Origin of the sequence: Streptomyces guryensis (assembly GCF_021261325.1) — a bacterium.
In the GTDB taxonomy this organism is placed as follows: domain Bacteria; phylum Actinomycetota; class Actinomycetes; order Streptomycetales; family Streptomycetaceae; genus Streptomyces; species Streptomyces guryensis.
Genome location: NZ_JAJSBI010000001.1, coordinates 311,803 through 337,382 on the forward strand (window position 1 = coordinate 311,803; position 25,580 = coordinate 337,382).

The 25,580-nt window shown below is 69.7% G+C and carries 19 protein-coding genes and 1 pseudogene; 18 read left to right on the forward strand and 2 right to left on the reverse strand.

Annotated elements, in window-relative coordinates; translation table 11 throughout:
- The first annotated feature begins 2 nt into the window (after positions 1–2).
- The 9 genes from LJ657_RS01435 (at position 3) to LJ657_RS01475 (ending at position 11,276) form a co-directional block, all read left to right on the forward strand.
- Entirely contained in the window at positions 3–371 is a 369-nt protein-coding gene (locus LJ657_RS01435) for a DUF4233 domain-containing protein (protein WP_232646235.1), read from the forward strand.
- A 71-nt stretch (positions 372–442) separates the two neighbouring features.
- A complete protein-coding gene (gene ndk / locus LJ657_RS01440; protein ID WP_232646236.1) occupies positions 443–856 on the forward strand; it encodes a nucleoside-diphosphate kinase in 414 nt (137 codons plus the stop codon).
- Between the two features lie 300 nt (positions 857–1,156).
- Positions 1,157–2,176, forward strand: coding sequence for a rod shape-determining protein (locus LJ657_RS01445; protein ID WP_030934321.1), 1,020 nt, complete (start codon positions 1,157–1,159; stop codon positions 2,174–2,176).
- 190 nt (positions 2,177–2,366) lie between these two features.
- Entirely contained in the window at positions 2,367–3,302 is a 936-nt protein-coding gene (gene mreC, locus LJ657_RS01450; protein ID WP_232646237.1) for a rod shape-determining protein MreC, read from the forward strand.
- 19 nt (positions 3,303–3,321) lie between these two features.
- A complete protein-coding gene (mreD, locus tag LJ657_RS01455; protein WP_232646238.1) occupies positions 3,322–4,002 on the forward strand; it encodes a rod shape-determining protein MreD in 681 nt (226 codons plus the stop codon).
- 83 nt (positions 4,003–4,085) lie between these two features.
- The gene (mrdA, locus tag LJ657_RS01460) at positions 4,086–6,335 is read left to right on the forward strand and encodes a penicillin-binding protein 2 (RefSeq protein WP_232646239.1); all 2,250 of its coding nucleotides are present in this window, start codon (positions 4,086–4,088) and stop codon (positions 6,333–6,335) included.
- Positions 6,332–7,531 carry a rod shape-determining protein RodA gene (gene rodA, locus LJ657_RS01465; protein ID WP_232646240.1) on the forward strand — a complete coding sequence of 400 codons (1,200 nt, stop codon included), beginning with the start codon at positions 6,332–6,334 and terminating at the stop codon, positions 7,529–7,531. The genes mrdA and rodA overlap by 4 nt, the downstream gene beginning before the upstream one ends.
- A 165-nt stretch (positions 7,532–7,696) precedes the next feature.
- Positions 7,697–9,202, forward strand: a complete 1,506-nt coding sequence (locus LJ657_RS01470; RefSeq protein ID WP_232646241.1) for a CYTH and CHAD domain-containing protein — start codon at positions 7,697–7,699, stop codon at positions 9,200–9,202.
- Between the two features lie 112 nt (positions 9,203–9,314).
- Positions 9,315–11,276, forward strand: coding sequence for a TIGR03960 family B12-binding radical SAM protein (locus LJ657_RS01475; RefSeq protein WP_232646242.1), 1,962 nt, complete (start codon positions 9,315–9,317; stop codon positions 11,274–11,276).
- A 108-nt stretch (positions 11,277–11,384) separates the two neighbouring features.
- Here LJ657_RS01475 and LJ657_RS01480 read toward each other — a convergent pair.
- A pseudogene (locus LJ657_RS01480) lies at positions 11,385–11,542 on the reverse strand (recombinase family protein); the annotation flags it as partial.
- 101 nt (positions 11,543–11,643) lie between these two features.
- Between LJ657_RS01480 and LJ657_RS01485 the strand changes: the two are divergent.
- The gene (locus tag LJ657_RS01485) at positions 11,644–12,426 is read left to right on the forward strand and encodes a glycosyltransferase family 2 protein (protein WP_232646243.1); all 783 of its coding nucleotides are present in this window, start codon (positions 11,644–11,646) and stop codon (positions 12,424–12,426) included.
- On the opposite strand, the gene LJ657_RS01490 is transcribed toward LJ657_RS01485, so the two are convergent.
- Complete coding sequence (locus LJ657_RS01490) at positions 12,399–13,094, reverse strand: DUF899 domain-containing protein (RefSeq protein ID WP_232646244.1); 696 nt, start codon at positions 13,092–13,094, stop codon at positions 12,399–12,401. The two genes, LJ657_RS01485 and LJ657_RS01490, sit on opposite strands and share 28 nt — an antisense overlap.
- 121 nt (positions 13,095–13,215) lie before the next feature.
- Between LJ657_RS01490 and LJ657_RS01495 the strand changes: the two genes are divergently transcribed.
- From LJ657_RS01495 to LJ657_RS01535, 8 genes are all read left to right on the forward strand, one after another.
- Positions 13,216–14,295, forward strand: coding sequence for a hypothetical protein (locus tag LJ657_RS01495; RefSeq protein ID WP_232646245.1), 1,080 nt, complete (start codon positions 13,216–13,218; stop codon positions 14,293–14,295).
- Between the two features lie 48 nt (positions 14,296–14,343).
- On the forward strand, positions 14,344–15,108 hold the full coding sequence (locus LJ657_RS01500) for a TIGR03936 family radical SAM-associated protein (RefSeq protein WP_232646246.1): 765 nt from the start codon (positions 14,344–14,346) through the stop codon (positions 15,106–15,108).
- A 264-nt stretch (positions 15,109–15,372) separates the two neighbouring features.
- The gene (locus LJ657_RS01505; protein WP_232646247.1) at positions 15,373–19,143 is read left to right on the forward strand and encodes an Rne/Rng family ribonuclease; all 3,771 of its coding nucleotides are present in this window, start codon (positions 15,373–15,375) and stop codon (positions 19,141–19,143) included.
- A gap of 235 nt (positions 19,144–19,378) precedes the next feature.
- Positions 19,379–19,699: a 50S ribosomal protein L21 gene (rplU, locus tag LJ657_RS01510; protein WP_007381993.1), complete on the forward strand. Its 321-nt coding sequence runs from the start codon at positions 19,379–19,381 to the stop codon at positions 19,697–19,699.
- A 14-nt stretch (positions 19,700–19,713) separates the two neighbouring features.
- Positions 19,714–19,968: a 50S ribosomal protein L27 gene (rpmA, locus tag LJ657_RS01515; RefSeq protein ID WP_019063244.1), complete on the forward strand. Its 255-nt coding sequence runs from the start codon at positions 19,714–19,716 to the stop codon at positions 19,966–19,968.
- A gap of 130 nt (positions 19,969–20,098) precedes the next feature.
- Complete coding sequence (gene obgE / locus LJ657_RS01520; RefSeq protein WP_232646248.1) at positions 20,099–21,541, forward strand: GTPase ObgE; 1,443 nt, start codon at positions 20,099–20,101, stop codon at positions 21,539–21,541.
- A 429-nt stretch (positions 21,542–21,970) separates the two neighbouring features.
- Positions 21,971–23,521 carry an alkaline phosphatase D family protein gene (locus LJ657_RS01525; RefSeq protein ID WP_232646249.1) on the forward strand — a complete coding sequence of 517 codons (1,551 nt, stop codon included), beginning with the start codon at positions 21,971–21,973 and terminating at the stop codon, positions 23,519–23,521.
- Positions 23,522–24,058: 537 nt separating this feature from the next.
- On the forward strand, positions 24,059–25,555 hold the full coding sequence (locus tag LJ657_RS01535; protein ID WP_232646250.1) for a bifunctional cytidylyltransferase/SDR family oxidoreductase: 1,497 nt from the start codon (positions 24,059–24,061) through the stop codon (positions 25,553–25,555).
- Positions 25,556–25,580: the final 25 nt, after the last annotated feature.

Sequence of the window (25,580 nt, forward strand, 5' to 3'; positions counted from 1 at the left end):
CCGTGCGTACGCTCTGTGCTTCAACCCTGATCGGCGAGTTCTTCGTGATCGGCTTCGCCGGGCTCGTCGCCATGAAGGACCCCGGGCTGTCCACGTCGACGGTGTGGACGGTCAGCGGCATCGCGATGTTCCTGTGCGTGGCGCTGTGCGGTGTCGTGACGCGTCCGGGCGGGATCGTCCTCGGGTGGGCCCTCCAGGTCGCCCTCGTCGCGTCCGGCTTCGTCGTTCCGACGATGTTCTTCCTGGGCGTGGTCTTCGCGGCCCTGTGGTGGGCCTCGGTGCACTACGGAAGAAAGATCGACGAGGCGAAGGCACGATTCGCGGCGGCACAGCCGGGCTCGGCAGGCTCCTCCACACCTGACGCTGCGTAACAAGAGCCCGGACACGCCCTGTAATCTTCGAACACCCCCGCACACCTCTTGATCCTCAATAGGAGCCCGCAGTGACCCAGCGCACCCTCGTCCTGCTCAAGCCCGACGCGGTCCGCCGTGGCCTGACCGGCGAGATCATCAGCCGTATCGAGCGCAAGGCCGGCTGGCAGATCACCGCGCTGGAGCTGCGCACCCTGGACCAGGAGACCCTGGAGCAGCACTACGGCGAGCACAAGGGCAAGCCCTTCTACGAGCCGCTGGTGGAGTTCATGGCCTCCGGTCCGGTCGTCGCGCTGATCGTCGAGGGCGAGCGGGTCATCGAGGGGCTGCGCGCGCTGGCCGGCCCGACCGACCCGATCGCCGCCGCCCCCGGTTCCATCCGCGGCGACTTCGGCGTGATCGTCCGCGAGAACCTGATCCACGCCTCCGACTCCGAGGAGTCCGCCGAGCGCGAGGTGAAGATCTTCTTCCCCGGCCGCGGTTGAGCGACAAACCTATGAATTTTTGAGTGATCGTCAGGTCGCTCACCCGTCTGACCTGGGACGGCCGAGAGTTTCCGGCCGTCCTCTGGCATATGCGTGCCGATCGGGGGAACGAGTGCCTCCGATGGGCCGTCTCCACAAGCGAGGCGACACTTCATCTGCTGACAATGGCGAAGACCCTCGCGCAGTGTTCGTGCAGGCGCGTCTACGATGGAAGCCTTCACGTCACAGCACCCACTTCGCCGACCTGAAAAGCCCTCAAAAGCTCCCAGGAAGGCCAGACGAATCCTGATGGGGAACTCAATGTCGTTCATCGGCCGTGACATGGCTGTCGACCTCGGGACCGCCAACACGCTGGTGTACGTCAGGGGTCGCGGGATCGTACTCAACGAGCCGTCCGTCGTCGCGATCAACACCAACACCGGTGGCATTCTCGCGGTCGGCGCCGAGGCGAAGAAGATGATCGGTCGGACCCCTGGCAACATCGTTGCCGTACGACCGCTGAAGGACGGCGTCATCGCCGACTTCGAGATCACCGAGCGGATGCTCCGCTACTTCATCCTGAAGATCCACAAGCGGCGGTATCTCGCGCGGCCGCGCGTCGTCGTGTGCGTGCCCTCCGGCATCACCGGGGTCGAGCGCCGCGCCGTGATCGAGGCGTCGTCCCAGGCCGGCGCTCGTCAGGTGCACATCATCGAGGAGCCGATGGCAGCGGCCATCGGCTCCGGCCTGCCGGTCCACGAGGCCACCGGCAACATGGTGGTGGACATCGGCGGCGGCACCACCGAGGTCGCGGTCATCTCGCTCGGCGGCATCGTCACCGCCCAGTCCATCCGCGTCGCGGGTGACGAACTGGACAACGCGATCATCCAGCACATCAAGAAGGAGTACTCCCTCCTCCTCGGTGAGCGCACTGCCGAGCAGATCAAGATCACGATCGGTTCGGCGTACGACCTGGACGACGACCAGCACACCGAGATCCGCGGCCGGGACCTGGTCTCCGGACTGCCCAAGACCGTCGTCATCTCCGCCGCCGAAGTGCGCAAGGCGATCGAGGAGCCGGTCAACGCCATCGTCGACGCCGTCAAGACGACCCTCGACAAGTGCCCGCCGGAGCTTTCCGGCGACATCATGGACCGGGGCATCGTGCTGACCGGCGGCGGGGCGCTGCTGAAGGGACTCGACGAGCGGCTGCGCCGGGAGACCGGGATGCCGATCCACATCGCCGAGGACCCGCTGGACAGCGTGGCGCTCGGCTCGGGCAAGTGCGTCGAGGAGTTCGAGGCGCTCCAGCAGGTGCTGGACGCCCAGCCGCGCAGATGACATAACCCTTCGATTCCGCCGTACGGGACGATCTCCTCTCGTACGGCGGATCGTTGATATAGAGGCAGTTGATATAGAGGCATAAGCTCGCCCATATGCCTCTGCACGCTGGAACTGCCCCCTGAACTCAACACTGAACTGAACACCTGAACCTCTGCACATTCCTATGAGGAAGGCACGGCCGCCGCACGTGAGGGACACACGAGAGAGCCGGCTGCTCCTGGTGCTGCTGATCGCCATCGCGTTCGCACTGATCACGGTGGACATCCGCGGCGGGGAGGACTCCCCGGTCGACGGTGCGCGGCAGGTCGCGGCCACGGTGTTCGGCCCGATCGAGGACGGTGTGTCGTCGGCGGTGAACCCGGTCGGCGACGCCGTCTCCGCGGTCCGTGACTCGGGCACCCGGCACGACCGGCTCGCCCGTCTGGAGACACAGAACGCGGCCCTCAAGGCGAAACTCGGCAGCGACGACCGCAACCGCAGCCGCCTGGCGCAGCTCGACAAGATGCTGAAGGTCTCCGCCGAGGGCCAGTACGGCATCAAGGGCGCCCAGGTCATCGCCATAGGAGCGGCCCAGGGCTTCTCCTGGACGATCACCATCGACGTCGGCGCCAACGACGGCATCAAACGGGACATGACCGTGCTGAACGGGGACGGCCTGGTCGGACGGGTCACCAACGTCGGCCCCGACGCCTCGACCGTCCTCCTAGCCAACGACCCGGACTTCACCGTCGGCACCCGCATGGAGGGCAGCGACGAGCTCGGCTTCGCCACCGGGCAGGGCGACCGCCCGCTCCGCGTCGAACTGCTCAACTCCAAGGCGGACGTGAAGAAGGGCGACCGCCTGGTCACCTTCGGCTCCGAGGCCGACAAGCCCTTCGTGCCGGGCGTCCCGGTCGGTGTGGTCTCCCGCGTCGACCCGTCCGGCGGCGACCTGACCCGCACCCTCTACGTCACGCCGTACGTCAGCTTCTCCAAGCTCGACATCGTCGGCGTCGTCGTGGAGACCCCGAAGAAGGACCCGCGCGACACGGTGCTCCCGAACAAGCCCAAGCCGACGCCCACACCGACGGTCACCGTCACGGTCACCCCGTCCGCGACCGCGTCGCCCGGCCAGACCCCGTAGCAGTAGGAGCTGAATCCCCATGCGCGTCAACCGGATCCTGCTCTCCTCGGCCCTGGTCGTCGTAGCCCTGGTGGTCCAGGTGAGCGTCCTCGCCCGGCTCCATCTGCCGGGCGCGGTCCCCGACTTGCTGCTGCTCACCGTGCTGGGCCTGGCCCTGGTGTACGGCCATGTCGGCGGCGCCCTGGTCGGCTTCGGCGCCGGCCTGCTCGCCGACCTGGCCCCGCCCGCCGACCATGCCGCGGGCCGCTACGCCCTGGTGCTGTGCGTCATCGGCTACCTCGCCGGGCTGGCCAGACCGGAGAACGGGCGGCTCAAGTCGGCCACCGGCCCCATGGTCGTCGTGGTCGCCGCCGCCATCGGCTCGACCCTGCTGTACGCCGGTGTCGGCGCCCTCGTCGGCGACACTGCGGCCCGCCATGTCGGCCTCGTCAGCCTGATGTTCACGGCGGCCCTGTACGACCTGCTCCTCGCCCCCTTCGTGGTCCCCGGGATCATGGCCCTGGCCCGGCGTGCGGACAACGACCCGCTCGCCGAGAGCAGCTCCCCCTCGAAGAAGGCCACCGACATCACCTCCGGCTGGATCTCCGCCGGGACGGGCCTGAAGCTCGGCGGCCAGCGCGGCGGCCTCGGCGGCCTGAAGACCAGGGCCCGCACCCGCACCGCGCGCGTGGGCCGCATCAAGGGGGTCAAGCGGCTGTGAGCGGGCGGGACTTGGCGGCGATCGGCATTCACAGCTCCGTCGTATATGACACGTACACACACTGAGAGGAGGAGGCAGCCGCAGTGACCAATATTCCCGAGACCGGACGGACCCCAAGGGTCCAGATCCGGCTCGTCGTCATCCAGATCCTCGTCCTCTCCCTGCTCGGCACCCTCGGCGGCCGGCTGTGGTACCTGCAGATCCGCGAGGGCAGCCAGTACGCCAAGGAGGCATCCGGCAACCACGTCCAGCAGGTCGTCGACCCCGCCGTACGCGGCTCGATCCTCGACGCACGCGGTGTGGCGCTCGCCGACAACGAGACCCGCCTCGTGGTCTCCGCCTCCCGCACCGACCTGCTGAAGATGAAGGACGACGGCAAGGCGGTCCTCACCAAGCTGGCCGGGGTCCTGGGCATGAAGCCCAAGGAGGTCATGCAGCGGGTCCGGCTGTGCGACGCCAAGACGCCCCAGCCGTGCTGGAACGGCTCGCCCTTCCAGCCGATCCCCATCACCGACGAGGCCACGCCCCGCCAGGCCATGCAGATCCGCGAGCGTTCCGAGGACTTCCCCGGCATCACCGCCGAGCCCGAGGCGCTGCGCCGCTACCCCGGTCCCGGCAAGTCCAACACCGCGCAGGTCCTCGGCTATCTCTCGCCCGTCACCGACGAGGAGATCCAGAAGGCCAAGGACACCAACTCGCCGTATCTCCGCTCCGACCAGGTCGGCCGCTCCGGACTGGAACGCCAGTACGACAGGGAACTGCGCGGCAAGGCCGGCGTCACCCGCTACGAGGTCGACAACCTCGGCCGGGTCATCGGCAAGGCCAAGTCCGATGCCGCCCAGGCCGGTTCGAGCCTCGTCACCAGCATCGACTCCCGCGTCCAGCGGGTCGCCGAGTACGAGCTGGACAACGCCATGAAGATCGCCCGCACCCAGTACGACAAGGTCACGGGCGAGAAGTACAAGGCCGACTCCGGTGCCGTCGTCGTGATGGAGGCCAAGACCGGCCGTATCGTCGCCATGGCGTCCGCACCGACGTACGACCCGAACGTGTGGATCGGCGGTATCTCCGCCAAGGACTACAAGCAGCTCACCGGCAAGGACTCCGACTACCCGCTGCTCAATCGGGCCATACAGGGTCAGTCCGCGCCGGGTTCGACCTTCAAGGTGGTCTCCACGGCCGCCGCGGTCCAGGCCGGCTACGCCTGGGACGGCGGATACCCCTGCACCAGCTCGTACTCGGTGGGCGGCCAGGTCTTCAAGAACTTCGAGGGCGAGAGCTTCGGTCCCATCTCGCTGGGCCGGGCCCTGGAGGTCTCCTGCGACACGGTCTTCTACGGTCTCGCCGACCGCGAGTGGAAGAAGGACGGCGGCATCAACCCGAAGAAGGGTGAGCCCAAGGACTACTTCTACAAGACCGCCCACCAGTTCGGCCTCGGCAAGCAGACCGGCATCGACCTGCCGAACGAGGTCACCGGCCGCGTCCCCGACCGCCAGTGGAAGCAGGACTACTGGAAGGCCAACAAGGACGCCTGGTGCAAGAGCGGCAAGAAGGGCGGCACCTACGTCGAGAAGATCGAGTACGAGGGCTGCCTCGAGGGCTACAAGATGCGCGAGGGCGACTCGATCAACTACTCCATCGGCCAGGGTGACACCCTCCTCACCCCGATCCAGGAGGCCATGATCTACGGGGCCCTCGCCAACGGCGGCACCGAGCACGTCCCGACCATCGGCAAGGCGATCATCAGCGCCGACGGAAAGACCGTCAAGGAGATCCAGCCCCAGGTCCTGCGCAAGCTCCCGATCAGCGAAGCCACGCACAAGGGCATCGACAAGGCCCTCGCGGGCGTCATCACCAGCGGCACCGCCGCCTGGAAGTTCAAGGGCTGGCCGCAGGACAAGATCACACTGCACGCCAAGACCGGTACCGCGGAGGTCTACGGCAAGCAGACCACCTCCTGGCTCGCCACCTACTCCAAGGACTACACGGTCGTCATGACGATCGCCCAGGCCGGTACGGGTTCCGGCGCCTCCGGTGAGGCCGTCCGCAGCATCTACAGCGCCCTCTACGGCGTCCAGCCCGACGGCTCGATCGACAACAAGAAGGCACTGCTGCCCACCCCGCAGCAGGGGCTGCCGAAGGTCAAGACCGACGGCACGATCGCCTCGCCGAAGGTCGCCAAGGACCCGGCCAAGGAACTCCACGCCAACGACAACGCCAGCCCCTCCCCGGGCGGGACCCAGCCGGCCGCGACCACGGCCTCACCCACGTCGACCAACCGGACCACCCGCAGGCGGCCGCGCAGGCGGGGAAGCCGGAGGATGCTCACATGACCGGTGCAGGCAGCTTCTCCGTCCCCGGGTACGGCCCCCGGCGCGCGGGCTGGACAAGGATCTTCGCCCGCGACTCGGTGGCCCGCAGGCTCGACTGGCCGATGCTGCTGGCGGCCCTCGCGCTCTCGGCGATCGGCTCGGTGCTCGTCTTCTCGGCGACCCGCAACCGCACCGAGATCAACCAGGGCGACCAGTACTACTTCCTCATCCGGCACATCATGAACACCGGCATCGGGTTCGCCATGATGGCCGGCACGGTCTGGCTCGGCCACCGCACCCTGCGCACCGCCGTCCCGATCCTGTACGGCGCCTCGGTGTTCCTGATCCTCCTGGTGCTCACCCCGCTCGGCGCCACCATCAACGGCAGCCGCAACTGGATCGTCTTCGGCGGGGGCTTCTCCCTGCAGCCCGCCGAGTTCGTGAAGATCACGATCATCCTCGGCATGGCGATGATGCTGGCGGCGCGGGTCGACGCGGGCGACAAGAAGTACCCCGACCACCGCACGGTCCTGCAGTCCCTGGGCCTGGCCGCAGTGCCCATCCTGATCGTGCTGCTCATGCCCGACCTCGGCACGGTCCTGGTCCTGCTGACGATCATCCTGGGCGTGCTGCTCGCCTCCGGCGCCTCCAACCGCTGGGTCTTCGGCCTGATCACGGCCGGCGTCGTCGGCTGCATCGCCATCTGGCAGCTGCACATCCTGGACGAGTACCAGATCAACCGCTTCGCGGCCTTCGCCAACCCGGCGCTCGACCCGGCGGGCGTCGGCTACAACACCAACCAGGCGCGCATCGCGATCGGTTCGGGCGGTCTGACCGGCGCGGGCCTCTTCCACGGCTCGCAGACCACCGGCCAGTTCGTGCCCGAGCAGCAGACCGACTTCGTCTTCACGGTCGCGGGCGAGGAACTGGGCTTCGTCGGCGCGGGACTGATCATCCTCCTGCTCGGTGTGGTCCTGTGGCGCGCCTGCCGCATCGCCCGCGACTCGACCGAGCTGTACGGCACGGTCGTCGCCGCCGGGATCGTCGCCTGGTTCGCCTTCCAGACCTTCGAGAACATCGGCATGACCCTCGGCATCATGCCGGTCACCGGCCTGCCGCTGCCCTTCGTGTCGTACGGCGGCTCGTCGATGTTCGCGATCTGGATAGCGGTGGGGCTGCTGCAGTCCATCAGGGTGCAGCGACCGATGTCGGCGTAGGCCTCCGGCGGTTGAGCCGGGTCCGGTGCGGGTGAGTGGAGGGTGCGGCCCTGGGGGCTGTGCCCCCAGACCCCCCTTCGGCCTGAACTGCCTCGTCCTCAACGCCGGACAGGCTGAAAGATGCGGCCCCTGTCGTCATGCCCCGGCAGCAACTAGATTCGGTTCATGGCGGACACAAAGCGCGAGATCGAGCGTAAGTACGAGTCCGACGAGAGCGGCTTGCCCGACCTGACCGGGGTCGCCGGTATCGACGCCGTCGTCGACAAAGGGGTCGCGCACCTGGACGCCACCTACTACGACACCGCCGACGAACGCCTCGCCGCGTCCGCCATCACCCTGCGCCGCCGCACCGGCGGCTCCGACGCGGGCTGGCACCTGAAGTTCCCGGTCGCCCCCGGTGTCCGCGACGAGATCCGGGCCCCGCTCTCCGACACCGTCCCGCGCAGCCTCGCCGGACTCGTCCGCTCCCGGGTCCGCGACGCCGAACTGCTGCCCGTGGTCCGGCTGCGCTCCGACCGCGACGTACGCGACCTCGTGGACGCAGGGGGCCGGCTGCTCGCGGAGGTCAGCGTGGACGCCGTACGCGCCGAACGGCTCACCGGCGACGGCGGCGCGGCCCAGTGGACCGAGCTGGAGGTGGAACTCGCCGACGGCGGCGACCCCGCCTTCCTCGACAAGGTCGACAAACGGCTGCGCAAGGCGGGCGTACGACCGTCCGCGTCGGCGTCGAAGCTGGCCCGGGCCCTGGCGGAGACCGCTCCGAAGAAGAAGCGCAGGAAGAAGGAGCAGACGAAGCCGCCGGTGACGGCCGGTGACCACGTCCTCGCCTACGTCCGCGAGCAGCGCGACGCGATCATCGAGCTCGACCCGGCCGTACGGCAGGACGTGTACGACTCCGTGCACCGCATGCGCGTCGCCACCCGCCGTATGCGCAGCGCCTTCCGCTCGTACGGCAAGGTCCTCGACCGGACCGTCACGGACCCCATCGGCGACGAACTGAAGTGGCTGGCCGGCGAGCTCGGCGTGGACCGGGACCGGGAGGTGCTGACCGAGCGTCTGACGGCGGCCCTGGACGAACTGCCCAGGACGCTGCTCTCCGGCCCGATCCGCACCAGGCTGCGCACCTGGATGAACGCCCGCCGCGGCGGATCGCGCCGCCGTCTGACCGGCGTCCTGGACTCCCAGCGTTATCTGAAGCTGCTCGACAGTCTGGACGCGCTGGTCGCGGACCCGCCGCGGCTGGCGGCGGCCGCCGGAAAGCCGGAGAAGGTGATCGCCAAGGCCGTACGGAAGGACTTCGGAAAGCTGTCCGACCTGGTCGAGCAGGCCCTCGGCCTGGAACCCGGCCACGACCGCGACCTCGCCCTGCACGAGGCCCGCAAGAAGGCCAAGCGGACGCGGTACTCGGCGGAGACGGCCGCACCGGCCCTCGGCAGCGCGGCATCCGCCCTGGCCAAGTCGATGAAGTCCCTGCAGAACCTGCTGGGCGACCACCAGGACAGCGTCATGACCCGCCAGACCCTGCGCGAGCTGTCCGCCGTGGCCCACGCGGCGGGGGAGAGCTCCTTCACGTACGGAGTGCTCTACGGCCGCGAGGAAGGGCGTGCCGCGGCCGTGGAGACGCAGCTGCCCGCTGCCTGGCGGGAGGTGAGGGACGGGATGCAGGTCTGAGCGTCCCGCGAGGTCCGAACGGTCGGGGCGGGTGCACGGCCGCGTTAGGCTAGATGGTCACCCCTGTCAGTTCAGACCATCCCATCCAGCCCATCCCACGAAGGTTCGCGAGATGTCTGCCGAAGTCGCTGCGGCCGCCGAGTCTGTGTTCCCGCAGCTCGAAGCTCTGCTCCCGCATGTGCAGAAGCCGATCCAGTACGTCGGCGGAGAGCTCAACTCCACGGTCAAGCCGTGGGAGTCCTGTGACGTCCGCTGGGCGCTCATGTACCCGGACGCCTACGAGGTCGGGCTGCCCAACCAGGGCGTCATGATCCTCTACGAGGTCCTGAACGAGCAGGAGGGCGTCCTGGCCGAGCGCACCTACAGCGTGTGGCCGGACCTGGAGGCGCTGATGCGGGAGCACGCCGTCCCGCAGTTCACGGTGGACAGCCACCGGCCGGTGAAGGCCTTCGACGTGTTCGGGCTCAGCTTCTCCACGGAGCTCGGCTACACGAACATGCTGACGGCCCTGGACCTCGCCGGGATCCCCCTGGAGGCCAGGAACAGGGGGCTGGACGACCCGATCGTCCTGGCCGGCGGCCACGCGGCCTTCAACCCCGAGCCGATCGCGGACTTCATCGACGCGGCGATCATCGGCGACGGCGAGCAGGCCGTGCTGGACATGACGAAGATCATCCGCGACTGGAAGGCGGAGGGCCGGCCGGGCGGCCGCGAGGAGGTCCTGTTCCGCCTCGCGAAGACGGGCTCGGTGTACATCCCGGCGTTCTACGACGTCGAATACCTCCCCGACGGCCGTATCGCCCGTGTCGTACCGAACAAGTCGGGCGTCCCGTGGCGTGTGTCCAAGCACACCGTCATGGACCTGGACGAGTGGCCGTACCCCAAGCAGCCCCTCGTCCCCCTGGCCGAGACCGTCCACGAGCGCATGTCGGTGGAGATCTTCCGCGGCTGCACCCGCGGCTGCCGCTTCTGCCAGGCCGGCATGATCACCCGCCCGGTCCGCGAGCGCTCCATCACGGGCATCGGCGAGATGGTGGAGAAGGGCCTGAAGGCAACGGGCTTCGAGGAGGTGGGCCTGCTGTCCCTCTCCTCGGCGGACCACTCGGAGATCGGTGACATCGCGAAGGGTCTCGCGGACCGGTACGAGGAGGACAAGATCGGCCTCTCCCTCCCCTCCACCCGTGTGGACGCCTTCAACGTCGACCTGGCGAACGAACTGACGCGCAACGGCCGCCGCTCGGGCCTGACCTTCGCGCCCGAGGGCGGCTCGGAGCGCATGCGCAAGGTCATCAACAAGATGGTCTCGGAAGAGGACCTGATCAGGACGGTCTCCACCGCCTACGGCAACGGCTGGCGTCAGGTGAAGCTGTACTTCATGTGCGGCCTGCCGACGGAGACCGACGAGGACGTCCTCCAGATCGCCGACATGGCGATGAACGTGATCGCCGAGGGCCGCAAGGTCTCCGGCCAGAACGACATCCGCTGCACGGTCTCCATCGGCGGCTTCGTCCCCAAGCCCCACACCCCCTTCCAGTGGGCTCCCCAGCTCTCCGCCGAGGAGACGGACGCCCGCCTCGAAAAGCTCAGGGACAAGATCCGCGGAGACAAGAAGTACGGCCGCTCGATCGGCTTCCGCTACCACGACGGCAAGCCCGGCATCGTCGAGGGCCTGCTGTCCCGCGGCGACCGCCGCATCGGCGCCGTCATCCGCGCCGTCTACGAGGACGGCGGCCGCTTCGACGGCTGGCGCGAGCACTTCTCCTACGACCGCTGGATGAGCTGCGCGGACAAGGTGCTGCCCGCCTTCGGCGTCGACGTCGACTGGTACACCACACGCGAGAAGACGTACGAGGAGGTCCTCCCCTGGGACCACCTCGACTCCGGCCTCGACAAGGACTGGCTCTGGGAGGACTGGCAGGACGCCCTCGACGAGACGGAGGTCGAGGACTGCCGGTGGACGCCTTGCTTCGACTGCGGGGTGTGTCCTGCCATGCAGACCGAGATCCAAGTCGGACCGACGGGTAAGAAGTTGCTGCCTCTTACGGTCAAGAACGGTGCGCCCAGCCGGAGCTGAGTGAACCACTGAGCCTCCCGGTCGGGAGGCTCAGTGGTTCATCGGAGCTACCGAGCTCGGGCGTCGGGACGGGCGGAGGCCTCCGTGAAGGCGTCCTGCCTGAGGATCAGTCGCAGACACGTTCAGGTCGCCGGCAACACCCGCCACTCGACATCCCGGTCCCCGGCGAGCGCGCGAAGATCAAGCTCCTGTCGCACCGGCGAGGCCGTGTCGGCGGTGAGGACCGGCAGACGCACTGACAGCAGTGCCCGTGGAGCATCGTCCGGCCACCCTGCCCCATCCGGCTGTCCGGTGCGGTCGTCCCTGTCCGTAGGGTGGCTCCGAATGGAAGATCGTCCTGCGGACATCACCTGGAGTGCCAACACCCATGCCCGCACTGAATGTCGTTTCCGTCGTCACCCCGGTGCACAGCGGCGCTGTCCGTTTCCTTCCTGACGCCTACGCCTCTCTGTTCGCCCAGGACCTTCCCGGCGGATGGTCCTGGGAGTGGTGTGTACAGGAAGACGGCAGTGACGTCGGCGCACAGTCGTGTCTGCCTGCCGGCGATCCACGGATCCGGATCTCGGCGTCCCGCGCCGGCGGCCCTCACGTGGCCCGGACCATGGCCTTCGCGCGCTCGACCGGTGCCTACGTGAAGACGCTGGACGCCGATGACCAGCTCACCCCCGGCACTCTCGCACGTGACCTCGCCGTGCTGGAGGAGGATGCCTCGGTCGGCTGGACCACGTCGCGGGTCGTCGATCTCCTGGAGGACGGCAGCACCGTCTCGTTCGAATCGAGCGACCCGCAACCGGGCCGGCTCCCCAGGGGAAGCGCGTTCGGCTTCTGGACCGAGCACCACCGGCCGCAGGTCCACCCCGCCACCCTGTGCGTGAGGCGGTCCCTGCTGGCGCTGCTGGGCGGCTGGATGGCCCTGCCCGCCTCGGGCGACACCGGGCTTCTGCTCGGTCTGGACGCCCTGGCGGACGGATGGTTCATCGGCGGCACCGGACTTGCCTACCGCAAGCACGGCGGCCAGATCACCGCCCACCCCGACCATCGCAGCGGAGCGGAATGGGAGGCCCGTATGTCCCTGATCCGTGAGCACGCGGAGGCAATCCGGGCATGGGCCGACACCAGGGTTCAGCCGCCGCCGGAGCCCGGCCCGTAGAGCGCGGCGATGTCCTTGGACGCCGCCCACCGGCTGTAGGTCGGGGACTGGGGCCAGCCCTCGGGTGAGTCCTGCCATTCCTCCTGGCGGCCGTACGGCAGGAGGTCGATCAGCGCGAACGCGTGACCGAGCTGCTCGGTGCCGCGGCCGTCGGTGTGCCAGGTGCGGTAGACGGTGTCGCCGTCGCGCAGGAAGACGTTGACCGCGAATCCGCCGCCGGGCGGTGCGCCGACGTCGGTCCCGAACGAGCTGTTCGCGGTCGAGTACCACGCCATCCGGTTGCCGACGCGCTGCTTGTAGGCGAGTGCCTCGTCGATCGGGCCCTGTGTGACGACGACGAACCGGGCGTCGTAGTTGTCGAGGAACTCCAGGCGGGTGTACTGCGAGGTGAACCCCGTGCAGCCCGGGCACTGCCATTCCTGGCCGGCGAACCACATGTGGCTGTAGACGATCAGTTGCCTCCTGCCTTCGAAGACGTCCGTCAGCCGAACCGGGCCGTCCTCGCCCTCCAGGGTGTAGTCGGGCATCTCGACCATCGGCAGACGGCGGCGCTCGGCGGCGATGGCGTCGAGCTCCCGCGTCGCGGCCTTCTCCCGGGCCCGCAGTGTTTGGAGCTTGCGCTCCCACGTTGCGGCGTCGACGACAGGTGGTAGTGCGTGGGTGGTCATGGTCCCCTCACAGAGCTCGCGCGTGGCTTTCGCTGGTACAGAGGTGGACTCCGCCCGGCTCCGGAACTCATCGGTGTACCGACGAGGGATCCGGACGGGCGGTCCCGGCGTCTGTGTGGGTATGGATCTGCAGAAGCCGACCGCCGGGCACCCCGGAAAGCAGCCCGCCCGGCAGTCGCCCGAAGGGTGCCTCGTCGTGGCGATCCGCCTTCCCGTGCGGATCGTCGTGCTCGTACTGCTCGTGCCGGTGCGGATGGTGTGGGATGCGCTCGCCGTCGCCGGGCGGTTTCTGAACGGCACCGTGTTCCGGCCGGTGGGACGGGCGTTGCTGTGGGTCGCGCGGGCCGTGTTCGTGTGGCCCTTCGTGGGGCTTTGGCGGTACGTCGTCGTGCCCTTGGGCAGGGCGTCGGGGTGGCTCGCGAACGTCCTCGTCGTCCTTCCGCTCAAGTGGTTCCACCGGTATGTCCTCACGCCCCTCGGACAGGCCCTGGTGTGGGTGTACGCGCGCGTGCTGACGCCCGTCGGGCACGGCGTGATACGGGTGCTCAGGGGGACGGGGGCGGTGCTCGCCCTGCTCGGGGGCGGTGTGTACGCCGGTATCGCATGGCTGGTGCGGTATCTCGTCGCCGTTCCCGCCCTGTGGGTGTACGAGCGGGTGCTCGCGCCGGTGGGGCGGGCGACCGCGTGGGTCGTGGGCATGGTCGCCACCGGTGTCGGGATCGGGCTGTACTGGGCGGGGCGGGTGCTGTTCGTGCTGCCCGCGCTCGCCCTGTGGCGGTGGGTGCTGGTGCCCGTAGGGCGGTTGCTCGCCGTCGTCGGGCGCGAGGTGGGGCAGGCGGTCGGGCATGCCTGGCGGGTGGCCGGGCGGATCTCGCTCGCCGTGGGGCGGGCTCTCGGAACCCTCTTCCGGTGGATCTTCGTGGAGCCCGTCAGCTGGGTCTACCGGACCGTGCTCACGCCCGTCGGGCATGTCGTACGGGACGCCGTGCTGCGGCCCGTCGCCGAGGCGGCGCGCAGTGTGGGGCGGGCCACCCGGCTGGCGCTCGCCGCCGCCCGGGAGTCCGCGCGGCAGGCGCGGGCCGATTTCCGGCGGCTGCTCTTCGGGGAGCCCGAGCGGACCGGGATCGCGGTCCGGCGGGAACCTCCGGGCCGCGAGACACGTACTCTTGGTAGCAGTACGACCGCTCTCACGAAGGACTGAACGACACTGGGCAAGCGACAGCCCGAAGGCCCGCCGCCCGCACCCGCGGTGCAGCGCATCCGACTCCGCTACACCAAGCGCGGCCGCCTCCGGTTCACCAGCCACCGTGACTTCCAGCGCGCCTTCGAGCGTGCGCTGCGCCGCGCCGAGGTGCCGATGGCGTACTCGGCGGGGTTCACGCCGCATCCGAAGGTGTCGTACGCCAATGCCGCACCCACCGGCACGGGCAGTGAGGCGGAGTTCCTGGAGATCGCCCTCACCGAGGCGCGGGATCCGGAGCAGTTGAGAGCCCTGCTCGACGAGTCGCTGCCCGCCGGGCTCGATGTCGTCGACGCGGTCGAGGCCCGGACCTCCGGGCTCGCCGACCGGCTCACGGCTTCCGTGTGGGAGCTGCGGCTGGACGGCGTGGACCCGGCCGAGGCGGAGCGGGCCGTTTCGGCCTTCAACACCGCCGACGCCGTCGAGGTCCAGCGCATGACCAAGAACGGCGTCCGGACCTTCGACGCGCGCCCCGCGGTCGTACAACTTGAAACGCATAGTGATCCGGCTGATAGGCCGACCGACCAGCCCTGTGCGATACTGCGGCTGGTTGTTCGGCACGTGACGCCTGCCGTACGACCCGACGACGTCCTGTCCGGTCTCCGCGCCGTGGCCGACCTGGCGCCGCCGGTCCCCGCAGCGGTGACCAGGCTGGCGCAGGGGCTGTTCGATGAAGAGACCGGCACGGTGACCGACCCGCTCGCGCCCGACCGCGAGGCAGCGACGGCCGGACCCACGGCCGATTCCGCTGCCGCCGCGAAGGCGTCGGCGTAAGGAAGGTCCCGCGAAGGACGGACGTCGTAAGCGCCGCCCTCGGACTCGGGAGCCACCTGGGTCGGGCAGCGCACCGACACAGAAGACTTTCGCCAGGCCGTACGCATTCGGTGGACGGAACCGGCGAGACAGGACACAGAGAGCTCCCGTGCGGCGCCCGCGCCCCGGACGGCGGCACCGCGCAACGCGCGAGCCGCGGACGTCACCGGCGATCAACGCCGGACCAGGCGCGGCGCCCGGGAGCCTGACGGGAGATAAGCCCGCATGCTCGAACCGACCGAACCCACCGAGGGTTCCGAACTGAACACCCCGAGCGACACCTTGCCGCCGCGTCGTCGGCGCCGTGCCGCCTCACGCCCGGCGGGTCCCCCCGCCGCGGCCGCCTCCGAAGCCCCGGAGGAGATCGTCGCGCCGGCCATACCGGCCGACAGCGACAAGAAGGCCGACGAGGACGAGGCCGAAGAGGTCGCTGCGGTCGAGGAGTCCGAAGAGGCCGCCGAGGTGCCTCCGGTTGTCGAGGAGGCCGCGCCCGCAGGGCGTACGCGTCGTCGTGCGACCCGCCGCGCCTCCGCGCCCGCCGGGGCGCCCGTTGCCGCCGAGGTCGCCGAGACCGTCGTGCCCGCCGCCGCTCCGGTCGAGGAGCGGGAGGGCGCGGCCGTCGCCGAGGTGCCCGCCGCGTCGGCCGGCGAGTCCGACGAGGACGCCGCTCCGCGTCGCACCCGGCGTCGTGCCACGCGCCGGGTGTCGGCGCCCGTGGAGGCGCCCGTCGCCGCCGAGGAGGCCGAGGCGCCCGCCGTGGCCGAGGAGCCCGCCGCCGAGGCCGTGGAGCCGGCCGAGGACGCTGCCCCGCGTCGTACCCGGCGTCGTGCCACGCGCCGCGTGTCCACGCAGGTCGAGGAGACGGCAGGTGCCGAAGAGGCGCCCGCCGTCGAAGAGCCCGTCACCGCTCCGGTTGCCGAGCAGGCCGAGGAGGACGGTGCCCCGCGGCGTACGCGTCGCCGGGCCACCCGTAAGGCAGCGACCGGGTTCGCCGAGCCCGCGCAGACCGCCGGTGCCGTGGAGGACGCCGAGAGCGTCGAGGACGAGGGTCCGCGGCGGCCCGCCCGGCCTGCCGTCGCCGTGTTCCAGGCGCCCGTGTTCACCGAGCCGCAGTTCCAGACGCCGCAGCGGGCCGCCGCCGAAGCGGCCGCCGAGGCCGAGACCGCCGAGCCGGAGGAGCTCCAGGAGGAGCAGGCCGGTGCGCGGCGCCGTCGCCGTCGCCGGGGGGCCGCGTTCGGCGAGGAGGCCGAGCCGCAGGCCGTCGAGACCGTCGTGGAGGACGAGGCGGAGGAGGACGAGGAGTCGGCCGAGGACGCCGCCGAGGGCGACGAGTCCGAGGAGACCGGTTCGCGCCGTCGCCGTCGTCGTGGCGGCCGTCGCCGTCGTCGTGGCGAGTCCGCCGAGTCCGCCGGTGAGGACGATTCGGAGGAGTCCGACGAGTTCGCCGCCGTGCAGGCCGCGCAGGACGCCGAGGACACCGCCGAGCAGGTCGAGGACGACGAGGAGGACGAGGCCGGCGGCTCCAGCTCCAGCAGCCGTCGGCGCCGTCGCCGGCGCCGTCGTGCCGGTGACTCCTCCGCGGACACCGAGCCCGGCGACGGCGACCCCGAGCGCACGGTCGTCAAGGTCCGCGAGCCTCGTCCGAAGGCCGAGCCGTCCGACGAGGTGCAGTCCATCAAGGGCTCCACGCGTCTGGAGGCCAAGAAGCAGCGCCGCCGCGAGGGCCGTGAGCAGGGTCGCCGGCGCGTCCCGATCATCACCGAGGCCGAGTTCCTGGCCCGCCGTGAGGCCGTCGAGCGTGTGATGGTCGTCCGGCAGAGCGGTGAGCGCACGCAGATCGGCGTCCTGGAGGACGGTGTGCTCGTCGAGCACTACGTCAACAAGGAGCAGGCGACCTCGTACGTCGGCAACGTGTACCTGGGCAAGGTGCAGAACGTGCTGCCGTCGATGGAGGCCGCGTTCATCGACATCGGCAAGGGCCGCAACGCCGTCCTGTACGCCGGTGAGGTCAACTTCGAGGCGCTCGGCATGGCCAACGGGCCGCGCCGTATCGAGTCCGCCCTGAAGTCCGGCCAGTCCGTGCTCGTCCAGGTGACCAAGGACCCGATCGGCCACAAGGGCGCCCGCCTGACCAGCCAGGTCTCCCTTCCCGGCCGCTACCTCGTGTACGTGCCCGAGGGCTCGATGACCGGTATCAGCCGCAAGCTGCCCGACACGGAGCGCGCGCGTCTGAAGACCATCCTCAAGAAGATCGTCCCCGAGGATGCGGGCGTCATCGTCCGTACGGCCGCGGAGGGCGCTTCGGAGGACGAGCTGCGCCGCGACGTCGAGCGACTGCAGGCGCAGTGGGAGGACATCCAGAAGAAGTCGAAGAACGGCAACGCCCCGACGCTGCTGTACGGCGAGCCGGACATGACCGTCCGCGTCGTCCGCGACATCTTCAACGAGGACTTCACCAAGGTCGTCGTCAGCGGTGACGAGGCGTGGGAGACCATTCACGGCTATGTCTCGCACGTCGCGCCCGACCTGGCCGACCGGCTGTCGAAGTGGACCTCGGAGGTCGACGTCTTCGCCACGTACCGGATCGACGAGCAGCTGTCCAAGGCCCTGGACCGCAAGGTCTGGCTGCCCAGTGGTGGTTCGCTGGTGATCGACCGGACCGAGGCGATGGTCGTCGTCGACGTCAACACCGGCAAGTTCACCGGTCAGGGCGGCAACCTCGAGGAGACCGTCACCAGGAACAACCTGGAGGCGGCCGAGGAGATCGTGCGTCAGCTGCGGCTGCGCGACCTCGGCGGGATCATCGTCATCGACTTCATCGACATGGTGCTGGAGTCCAACCGGGACCTGGTGCTGCGGCGTCTGCTGGAGTGCCTGGGCCGCGACCGTACGAAGCACCAGGTCGCCGAGGTCACCTCGCTGGGCCTGGTCCAGATGACCCGCAAGCGGGTCGGCCAGGGTCTGCTGGAGTCCTTCTCCGAGACCTGCGTCCACTGCAACGGCCGCGGTGTCATCGTCCACATGGAGCAGCCGACCTCCGCCGGTGGCGGCGGCAAGCGCAAGAAGCGCGGCCGTGGCGGCGACGGGCATGTGCACGAGCACGAGGCCGGGGCGGCCGTCGAGGCTCCGGAGGCCGTCGAGGAGACCGAGGACGAGGTCGCCGCCGAGGTCGCGGCGCCGGTCGCGCTGTCCGAGCCCTTCTTCGCGCCGGACGAGGAGCTGTACAGCAGCGTTGCCGAGGCGGAGGCCGCGGTCGGCCGTGGCCGTTCGCGGCGCCGGTCGAGCCGGCGGGCGTCCGCTCCGGCGGGTGCCCCCCGGCGTGAGGCACCGCGGCACGAGGAGGCCGAGGCGCCGACCGCTCAGGACGTGACGGTCGAGGCAGAGGTGGAGCGTCCGGTGCAGCCGGAGCCGGCCGCCGCGGCGCTGGCCGAGCCCGCCGCCGTCGAGGACGCGGTCGTCCAGGCCGCCCCCGCCGAGGCTGCGGCCGTCGAGGAGGCCGCGCCCAAGGGGCGTACGCGCCGTCGTGCGACCCGCAAGGTGTCCGCGCCGGCCGGGTCGCCCGCGGGGGCCGAGGCCGCCGTGGTGACGGTCGCCGAGACCGCGCCCGTGGCCGAGGCCCCGGTGGCTGCGGAGCCGCAGACCGAGGCCGAGGCCCCCGCCGAGAGCGCCGCTCCGGCCCGCCCGCGGCGCCGTGCGGTGCGCAAGGAGACCGCGCCGACCGCGTCCGAGGAGACGGCCGTCGTGGTCGTCCCGTCGGGTGCGGAGGAGCCCGCGGTCGCGGAGGAGAGCGCTGAGGAGGCGGCTCCGGCCAAGAAGACGGCCGCCCGCAAGACGGCCAAGAAGGCCACCGCGAAGAAGGCCGCCACCAAGAAGACCGCGGCCAAGAAGACGGCGGCGAAGAAGGTGACGGCCAAGAAGGCGGCGACCGCCAAGACGGCCGCGGCCAAGTCGACGGCGAAGAAGACCGCGGTCTCGGCCGCCGCCGACGAGAGCTGAGCAGTGCGCTGTGCGGCCGGTCCCTGTGACCGGCCGCACGCGTGTGGGGCCCGGCCCGGTTTGACCCCTCCGGCCACGGCCCCGTAACCTTGACCGTCGGCGTGTCCTTGGATATGGGCGCGCCACATCCCCGTAAACCTCATTCCTCCAGGGCACTGGGTGCTCCGGAGAGGCTGCCCCTGCCGGGTGGCTGGACTGCGGGGGTGCCGTTCCCGAGCGAGAGAGTGAGATCCGCGTGTACGCCATCGTGCGCAGCGGTGGTCGCCAGCACAAGGTTGCTGTCGGCGACATCGTTGAGGTTGACAAGATTTCCACCGCCAAGGTTGGCGACACGGTCGAGCTCTCGACCCTGCTCGTTGTCGACGGCGACGCTGTGACCAGCGACCCGTGGGTGCTGGCCGGCATCAAGGTCCAGGCCGAGGTCGTGGACCACCACAAGGGCGTCAAGATCGACATCCTTCGCTACAAGAACAAGACCGGCTACCGCCGACGTCAGGGCCACCGCCAGCAGTACACGGCGATCAAGGTCACTGAGATCCCCGCGGCTGCGAAGTAAGGGACTGAGGAGAAATGGCACACAAGAAGGGCGCATCGTCCACCCGGAACGGTCGCGACTCCAATGCCCAGCGGCTCGGCGTGAAGCGCTTCGGCGGTCAGGTCGTCAACGCGGGTGAGATCCTGGTCCGCCAGCGCGGCACCCACTTCCACCCCGGCTCCGGCGTCGGCCGTGGCGGCGACGACACGCTGTTCGCGCTGAACGCCGGCGCGGTGGAGTTCGGTACCCACCGTGGCCGCAAGGTCGTGAACATCGTTCCGGTCGCCTGAGTCAGTTCCTGATTCAGGGCTGAAGCCCGAACGCTTCGCGAGGCGGACCTCACTTCCCGTGTGGGAAGGCGGGTCCGCCTTTCGCGTGTTGACATGAGTAACACCCGTACGTATCTGGAGGCACCGAACCATGACCACCTTCGTGGACCGCGTCGAGCTGCACGTCGCCGCGGGTAGCGGAGGTCACGGCTGTGCCTCCGTCCACCGTGAGAAGTTCAAGCCGCTCGGCGGACCCGACGGCGGCAACGGCGGGCACGGCGGTGACGTCATCCTCACCGTCGACCAGTCCGTGACGACTCTTCTCGACTACCACCACTCCCCGCACCGCAAGGCCACCAGCGGCAAGCCCGGCGAGGGCGGCAACCGGTCGGGCAAGGACGGGCAGGACCTGGTCCTTCCCGTGCCGGACGGCACCGTCGTCCTCGACAGGGCGGGCAATGTGCTCGCCGACCTGGTCGGGCACGGCACCTCGTACGTCGCCGCGCAGGGCGGCCGTGGCGGTCTCGGCAACGCGGCGCTCGCCTCGGCGCGGCGCAAGGCGCCGGGCTTCGCGCTGCTCGGTGTCCCCGGCGATCTCCAGGACATCGTCCTGGAGCTGAAGACGGTCGCGGATGTGGCGCTGGTGGGGTACCCGAGCGCCGGCAAGTCCTCGCTGATCTCGGTGTTGTCGGCCGCCAAGCCGAAGATCGCCGACTATCCGTTCACGACCCTCGTCCCCAACCTGGGTGTCGTCACGGCCGGTTCGACCGTGTACACCATCGCGGACGTACCGGGGCTGATCCCGGGTGCCAGCCAGGGCAAGGGGCTGGGGCTGGAGTTCCTGCGGCACGTCGAGCGGTGCAGCGTGCTGGTGCACGTGCTGGACACGGCGACGCTGGAGTCCGAGCGGGACCCGGTCTCCGACCTCGATGTCATCGAGGAGGAGCTGAAGCAGTACGGCGGGCTCGACCGGCGGCCGCGGATCGTCGTACTGAACAAGATCGACGTACCGGACGGCAAGGATCTCGCCGAGATGGTGCGGCCGGACCTGGAGGCGCGGGGATACCGGGTCTTCGAGGTGTCCGCCGTGGCCCATCTCGGGCTGAAGGAACTGTCGTTCGCGCTGGCCGACCTGGTGGCGAAGGCACGCGCCGCGAAGCCGAAGGAGGAGGCCACGCGGATCGTCATCCGGCCCAAGGCCGTCGACGACGCGGGCTTCACGGTGACGCGCGAGGAGGACGGGCTGTTCCGGGTGCGGGGCGAGAAGCCCGAGCGCTGGGTGCGGCAGACCGACTTCAACAACGACGAGGCCGTGGGGTATCTCGCGGACCGCCTCAACCGCCTCGGTGTGGAAGAGGAGTTGATGAAGGCGGGTGCCCGGTCGGGTGACGGTGTCGCCATCGGACCCGAGGAGAACGCCGTCGTCTTCGACTGGGAGCCGTCGGTGATGGCCGGGGCGGAGATGCTGGGCCGTCGCGGTGAGGACCACCGGTTCGAGGCGCCGAGGCCCGCGGCGCAGCGGCGCCGGGACCGGGACGCGGAGCGGGACGAGGCGCTTCGGGAGTACGGGGGCTTCGAACCCTTCGGTGAGTAGTCGCTCCGCTGGGTGGCGGTGCCGCCTGGGGGCTCCGCCCCCAGGCCCCGAGGCCCCCGGTCGGCCTGGACGGCCTCGTCCTCAAACGCCGGACGGGCTGGGTTTCGGATCACCCGGTCGAGTGATCTGTAGTGATCGTGAAGCTGGTGGCGCACGCCCGCTGATCAGCCTCAACCCCGTACCCCTCGTACGGATCGCCGAACTCGGCTCGAACTTCGCTTCCTGAACAGCCCCCTGCCCGGTGTCAACTGAGGGTACGTAAGACCCGTTGCGGCAAAATCACGTTCGTCGTGTTCTTCCCGTGTCGCAACGGGTCTTCTGTTGTCTGCTCATTTGTCATGCACGCGAAGGCCCTCGTTCAACGGGTGGACCGCCCGGCTGCGTGAGCTTTCACGTGTCCAAGAGGCTTGCGAGACAGGGGAGTTCGCGATGACCGGAGCAATCTCGCCCGACCGACGCCGCTTTCTGGCCGCCGGCGCCGCCGTCCTCGGCGCCACCGCGTCGGCCCAGCTCTGGCTGCCGGGCACGGCCCGCGCGGCCGAAGCAACCCTGCCCGACGGCGTGTTCAGCCTCGGCATCGCCTCCGGCGACCCGCTGCCCGACGGCATCGTGCTGTGGACCCGGCTCGCCCCCGACCCGCTGAACGGCGGCGGCATGCCGGACAGTGTGGTTCCGGTGGAGTGGGAGCTCGCGGAGGACGAGCGGTTCAGAAAGCCCCTGCGCCGGGGCGTCGCCCAGGCCCGGCCCGAGTACGGGCACAGCGTTCACGTGGACGTACGGGGCCTGCGCCCGGACCGCTCGTACTGGTACCGCTTCCGCACGAGCGGTCAGATCTCGCCCACCGGTCGCACCCGCACCGCCCCGCACCCGCACAGCAGGGGTGGCTCGCTGCGCGTCGCTCTCGCCTCCTGCCAGAACTGGCAGCACGGCTATTTCACGCCGTACGCCGACATGCTCGACCAGGACCCCGACTTCGTCCTCTTCGTCGGCGACTACATCTACGAGTCCGCGCCGTCCTCGGCGGGCCCGCGCAGGCACGAGGGCACGGGGGAGCCGTACACCCTGGAGGAGTACCGCAACCGGTACGCCCAGTACAAGACCGATCCCGACCTCGCCGCCATCCACGCGAACACACCCTGGGTGGTCACCTTCGACGACCACGAGGTCGACAACGACTGGGCCGGGGAGATCCCGCAGGACCCCGCCAAGCAGTCGCACGACGCGTTCGTGGCCCGGCTGACGGCGGCCTTCCAGGCGTACTACGAGCACATGCCGGTCCGTGCCTCCGCGATCCCGAACGGCCCGCACATCCAGATGTACCGCCGGCTGGAGTTCGGCCGCCTGGTCCGCCTGAACGTCCTCGACACCAGGCAGTACCGCAGTGACCAGGTGACCAGCCAGGCGGACGCCGAGAACCCGTCGCTCACGATGCTCGGCGCCGCGCAGAAGCAGTGGCTCCTGGACGGGCTGCTGGACTCGCCGGCCCGCTGGAACCTGATCGCCTCGCAGATAATGATGGCGGAGACCGATCTGCAGATCGGCGAGGGCAAGCTCTGGTACTACGACGCCTGGGACGGCTACCAGGTGGAACGCAACGCCCTGCTGGAGGAGTTCGCCGACATCCGCAACCCCGTCGTGCTCAGCGGCGACCGCCACCTCACGATGATCAGCGACCTCAGGACCGACTACGACGACCCGGACTCCGAGGTCGTCGGCGCCGAGTTCGTCGGTACGTCCATCTCCAGCAACGGTGACCAGGACCAGGCCGCCTTCCACGCCGAGTGGGACCCGCGGATGCCGGACAACCCGCACTGGAAGCTGATCGACGCCCACCGCGGCTACCACCTCTTCGACATCGACCGCGACGGCATCGACGCACAGGTGAGGGTGGTGGACACGGTCCGGCAGCCCACGGCCGCGGCGAGCACGCTGGCGCGGCTGCGGGTGGAATCCGGTGACCCGGGCGTCCGGCTGGTCTGACGGCTCGCGCGGACACCGTGGGACTGACCGGAGTCCCACGGTGTTCCAGGGCACGACGAATCGGTCCCTCACCCTCACCGAGACCGAAATACTGCGGAATCTTGATGAGGAATTCCGGGGCAATGGGCTGCCGGCCGGGCTCTATTCCAAGCCAGTTCGTAACGGCGCGGTCGTGGATATGAAGAACGCGTGCGGCCCGCCGCCGCGGGGCGTGAAGGTCTCGACACCGCGGTGGGCCGTCGGGCCCGCCACCGGGGCCGGCGTCGAGATGATTGACCGCATCGCTCATATGGGCGTACGTGTCCTCGGTGATCCCGCACCGCGGCGCGCACGGTTCACCGGGGCGGCACTGATCCGCTGTGCAGTTACTCACAGCAATTCCGTGGGAGGGTGCGGAGGGAGTCCCCACCGTCACCAGCAGTGCCAGGTGAATGACAGGTAGCGCGCACATATGCAGCGAAGGGCGCTCACCTTGCACAGCGGTAACCGCAAGTGGGACCATTTCTGCGTTCCCTGTCGCCCCAAGGTAGGTCCTCTGTGTCCCAGCACATAGCCAAGCCCCGTACCACCGCAGTGATCCTGGCCGGCGGTACCGGCCAGCGGGTGGGTCTGTCGATCCCCAAGCAGCTGCTGAAGATCGCCGGCAAGGCAGTCATCGAGCACACCCTGACCACCTTCGAGAAGGCCGACTCGATCGACGACGTCATCGTGCTGATGGCGCCGGGCTACGTCCCCGACATCGAGAAGATCGTCGCCAAGGCCGGGTTCAAGAAGGTCAAGAAGATCATCGAGGGCGGCTCGACCCGGAACGAGACCACCGAGCGCGCCATCGAGGCCCTCGGTGAGGGCCTGGCCGACGGCGAGGACCTGAACGTCCTGTTCCACGACGCCGTACGCCCCCTGCTGGCGCAGCGCGTGATCGACGACTGCGTGGTCGCGCTGGAGCGCTACCAGGCCGTCGACGTCGCCATCCCGTCCGCGGACACCATCATCGTGACGCGCACGCACGGTGAGGACGGCGAGTTCATCACCGAGATCCCGGACCGCTCCCGGCTGCGCCGCGGCCAGACCCCGCAGGCCTTCAAGCTGTCCACGATCAAGCGGGCGTACGAGGTCGCGGCCGGCGACCCCAACTTCCAGGCCACGGACGACTGCTCCGTCGTGCTGAAGTACCTGCCGGACGTGCCGATCCACGTCGTCGCGGGCGACGAGTACAACATGAAGGTCACCCAGCCGGTCGACGTCTTCATCGCCGACAAGCTGTTCCAGCTCGCCTCCACGGCGGCGCCGGAGCAGGTCAGCGAGGAGGCCTACCGCGAGCTGCTGACCGGCAAGACGGTCGTGATCTTCGGCGGCTCGTACGGCATCGGCAAGGACATCGCCGAAATCGCCGAGTCCTACGGCTCCACCGTGTACGCGCTCGGCCGCTCCACCACCGGCACGCACGTGGAGAACCCGGAGGAGGTCGACGACGCGCTGTCCAAGGCGTACGCGGAGACCGGCCGGATCGACTACGTCGTCAACACCGCGGGCGTGCTGCGCATCGGCAAGCTGGCCGAGACCGACAACGCGACCATCGAGGAGGCGCTGAAGGTCAACTACCTGGCCCCGGTGCAGATCGCTCGTTCCGCGTACAAGTACCTGGCGGAGACCAAGGGCCAGCTGCTGCTGTACACCTCCAGCAGCTACACCCGCGGGCGTGCCGAGTACAGCCTCTACTCCTCGACCAAGGCCGCCATGGTGAACCTCACCCAGGCCCTGTCCGACGAGTGGGCCGGCGACGGCATCCGCGTCAACTGCGTCAACCCGGAGCGCACCGCGACGCCGATGCGTACGAAGGCCTTCGGCCAGGAGGCCGCGGGCACCCTGCTGTCCTCGGAGGCGGTCGCCCGCACCTCGCTGGACGTGCTGCTGTCCGAGCTGACCGGCCATGTCATCGACGTCCGCCAGCAGGACCCGACGGCGGGCGCGGCGAAGGCCTCCGGCTTCGAGCAGGCGCTGGCCTCGGTGCTGGACCGACAGGACGGCATGTAATAATCGACGGGAATTAGTCTTCCGT

Excerpts from the sequence above, each read along its gene's own strand:
- LJ657_RS01445 (WP_030934321.1), top strand. The coding sequence starts at position 1,157 with ATGTCGTTCATCGGCCGTGACATGGCTGTCGACCTCGGGACCGCCAAC.
- mreD (WP_232646238.1), top strand. The coding sequence starts at position 3,322 with ATGCGCGTCAACCGGATCCTGCTCTCCTCGGCCCTGGTCGTCGTAGCC.
- rodA (WP_232646240.1), top strand. The coding sequence starts at position 6,332 with ATGACCGGTGCAGGCAGCTTCTCCGTCCCCGGGTACGGCCCCCGGCGC.
- LJ657_RS01470 (WP_232646241.1), top strand. The coding sequence starts at position 7,697 with ATGGCGGACACAAAGCGCGAGATCGAGCGTAAGTACGAGTCCGACGAG.
- LJ657_RS01475 (WP_232646242.1), top strand. The coding sequence starts at position 9,315 with ATGTCTGCCGAAGTCGCTGCGGCCGCCGAGTCTGTGTTCCCGCAGCTC.
- LJ657_RS01485 (WP_232646243.1), top strand. The coding sequence starts at position 11,644 with ATGCCCGCACTGAATGTCGTTTCCGTCGTCACCCCGGTGCACAGCGGC.
- LJ657_RS01490 (WP_232646244.1), bottom strand. The coding sequence starts at position 13,094 with ATGACCACCCACGCACTACCACCTGTCGTCGACGCCGCAACGTGGGAG.
- LJ657_RS01495 (WP_232646245.1), top strand. The coding sequence starts at position 13,216 with ATGGATCTGCAGAAGCCGACCGCCGGGCACCCCGGAAAGCAGCCCGCC.
- LJ657_RS01505 (WP_232646247.1), top strand. The coding sequence starts at position 15,373 with ATGCTCGAACCGACCGAACCCACCGAGGGTTCCGAACTGAACACCCCG.
- rpmA (WP_019063244.1), top strand. The coding sequence starts at position 19,714 with ATGGCACACAAGAAGGGCGCATCGTCCACCCGGAACGGTCGCGACTCC.
- obgE (WP_232646248.1), top strand. The coding sequence starts at position 20,099 with ATGACCACCTTCGTGGACCGCGTCGAGCTGCACGTCGCCGCGGGTAGC.
- LJ657_RS01525 (WP_232646249.1), top strand. The coding sequence starts at position 21,971 with ATGACCGGAGCAATCTCGCCCGACCGACGCCGCTTTCTGGCCGCCGGC.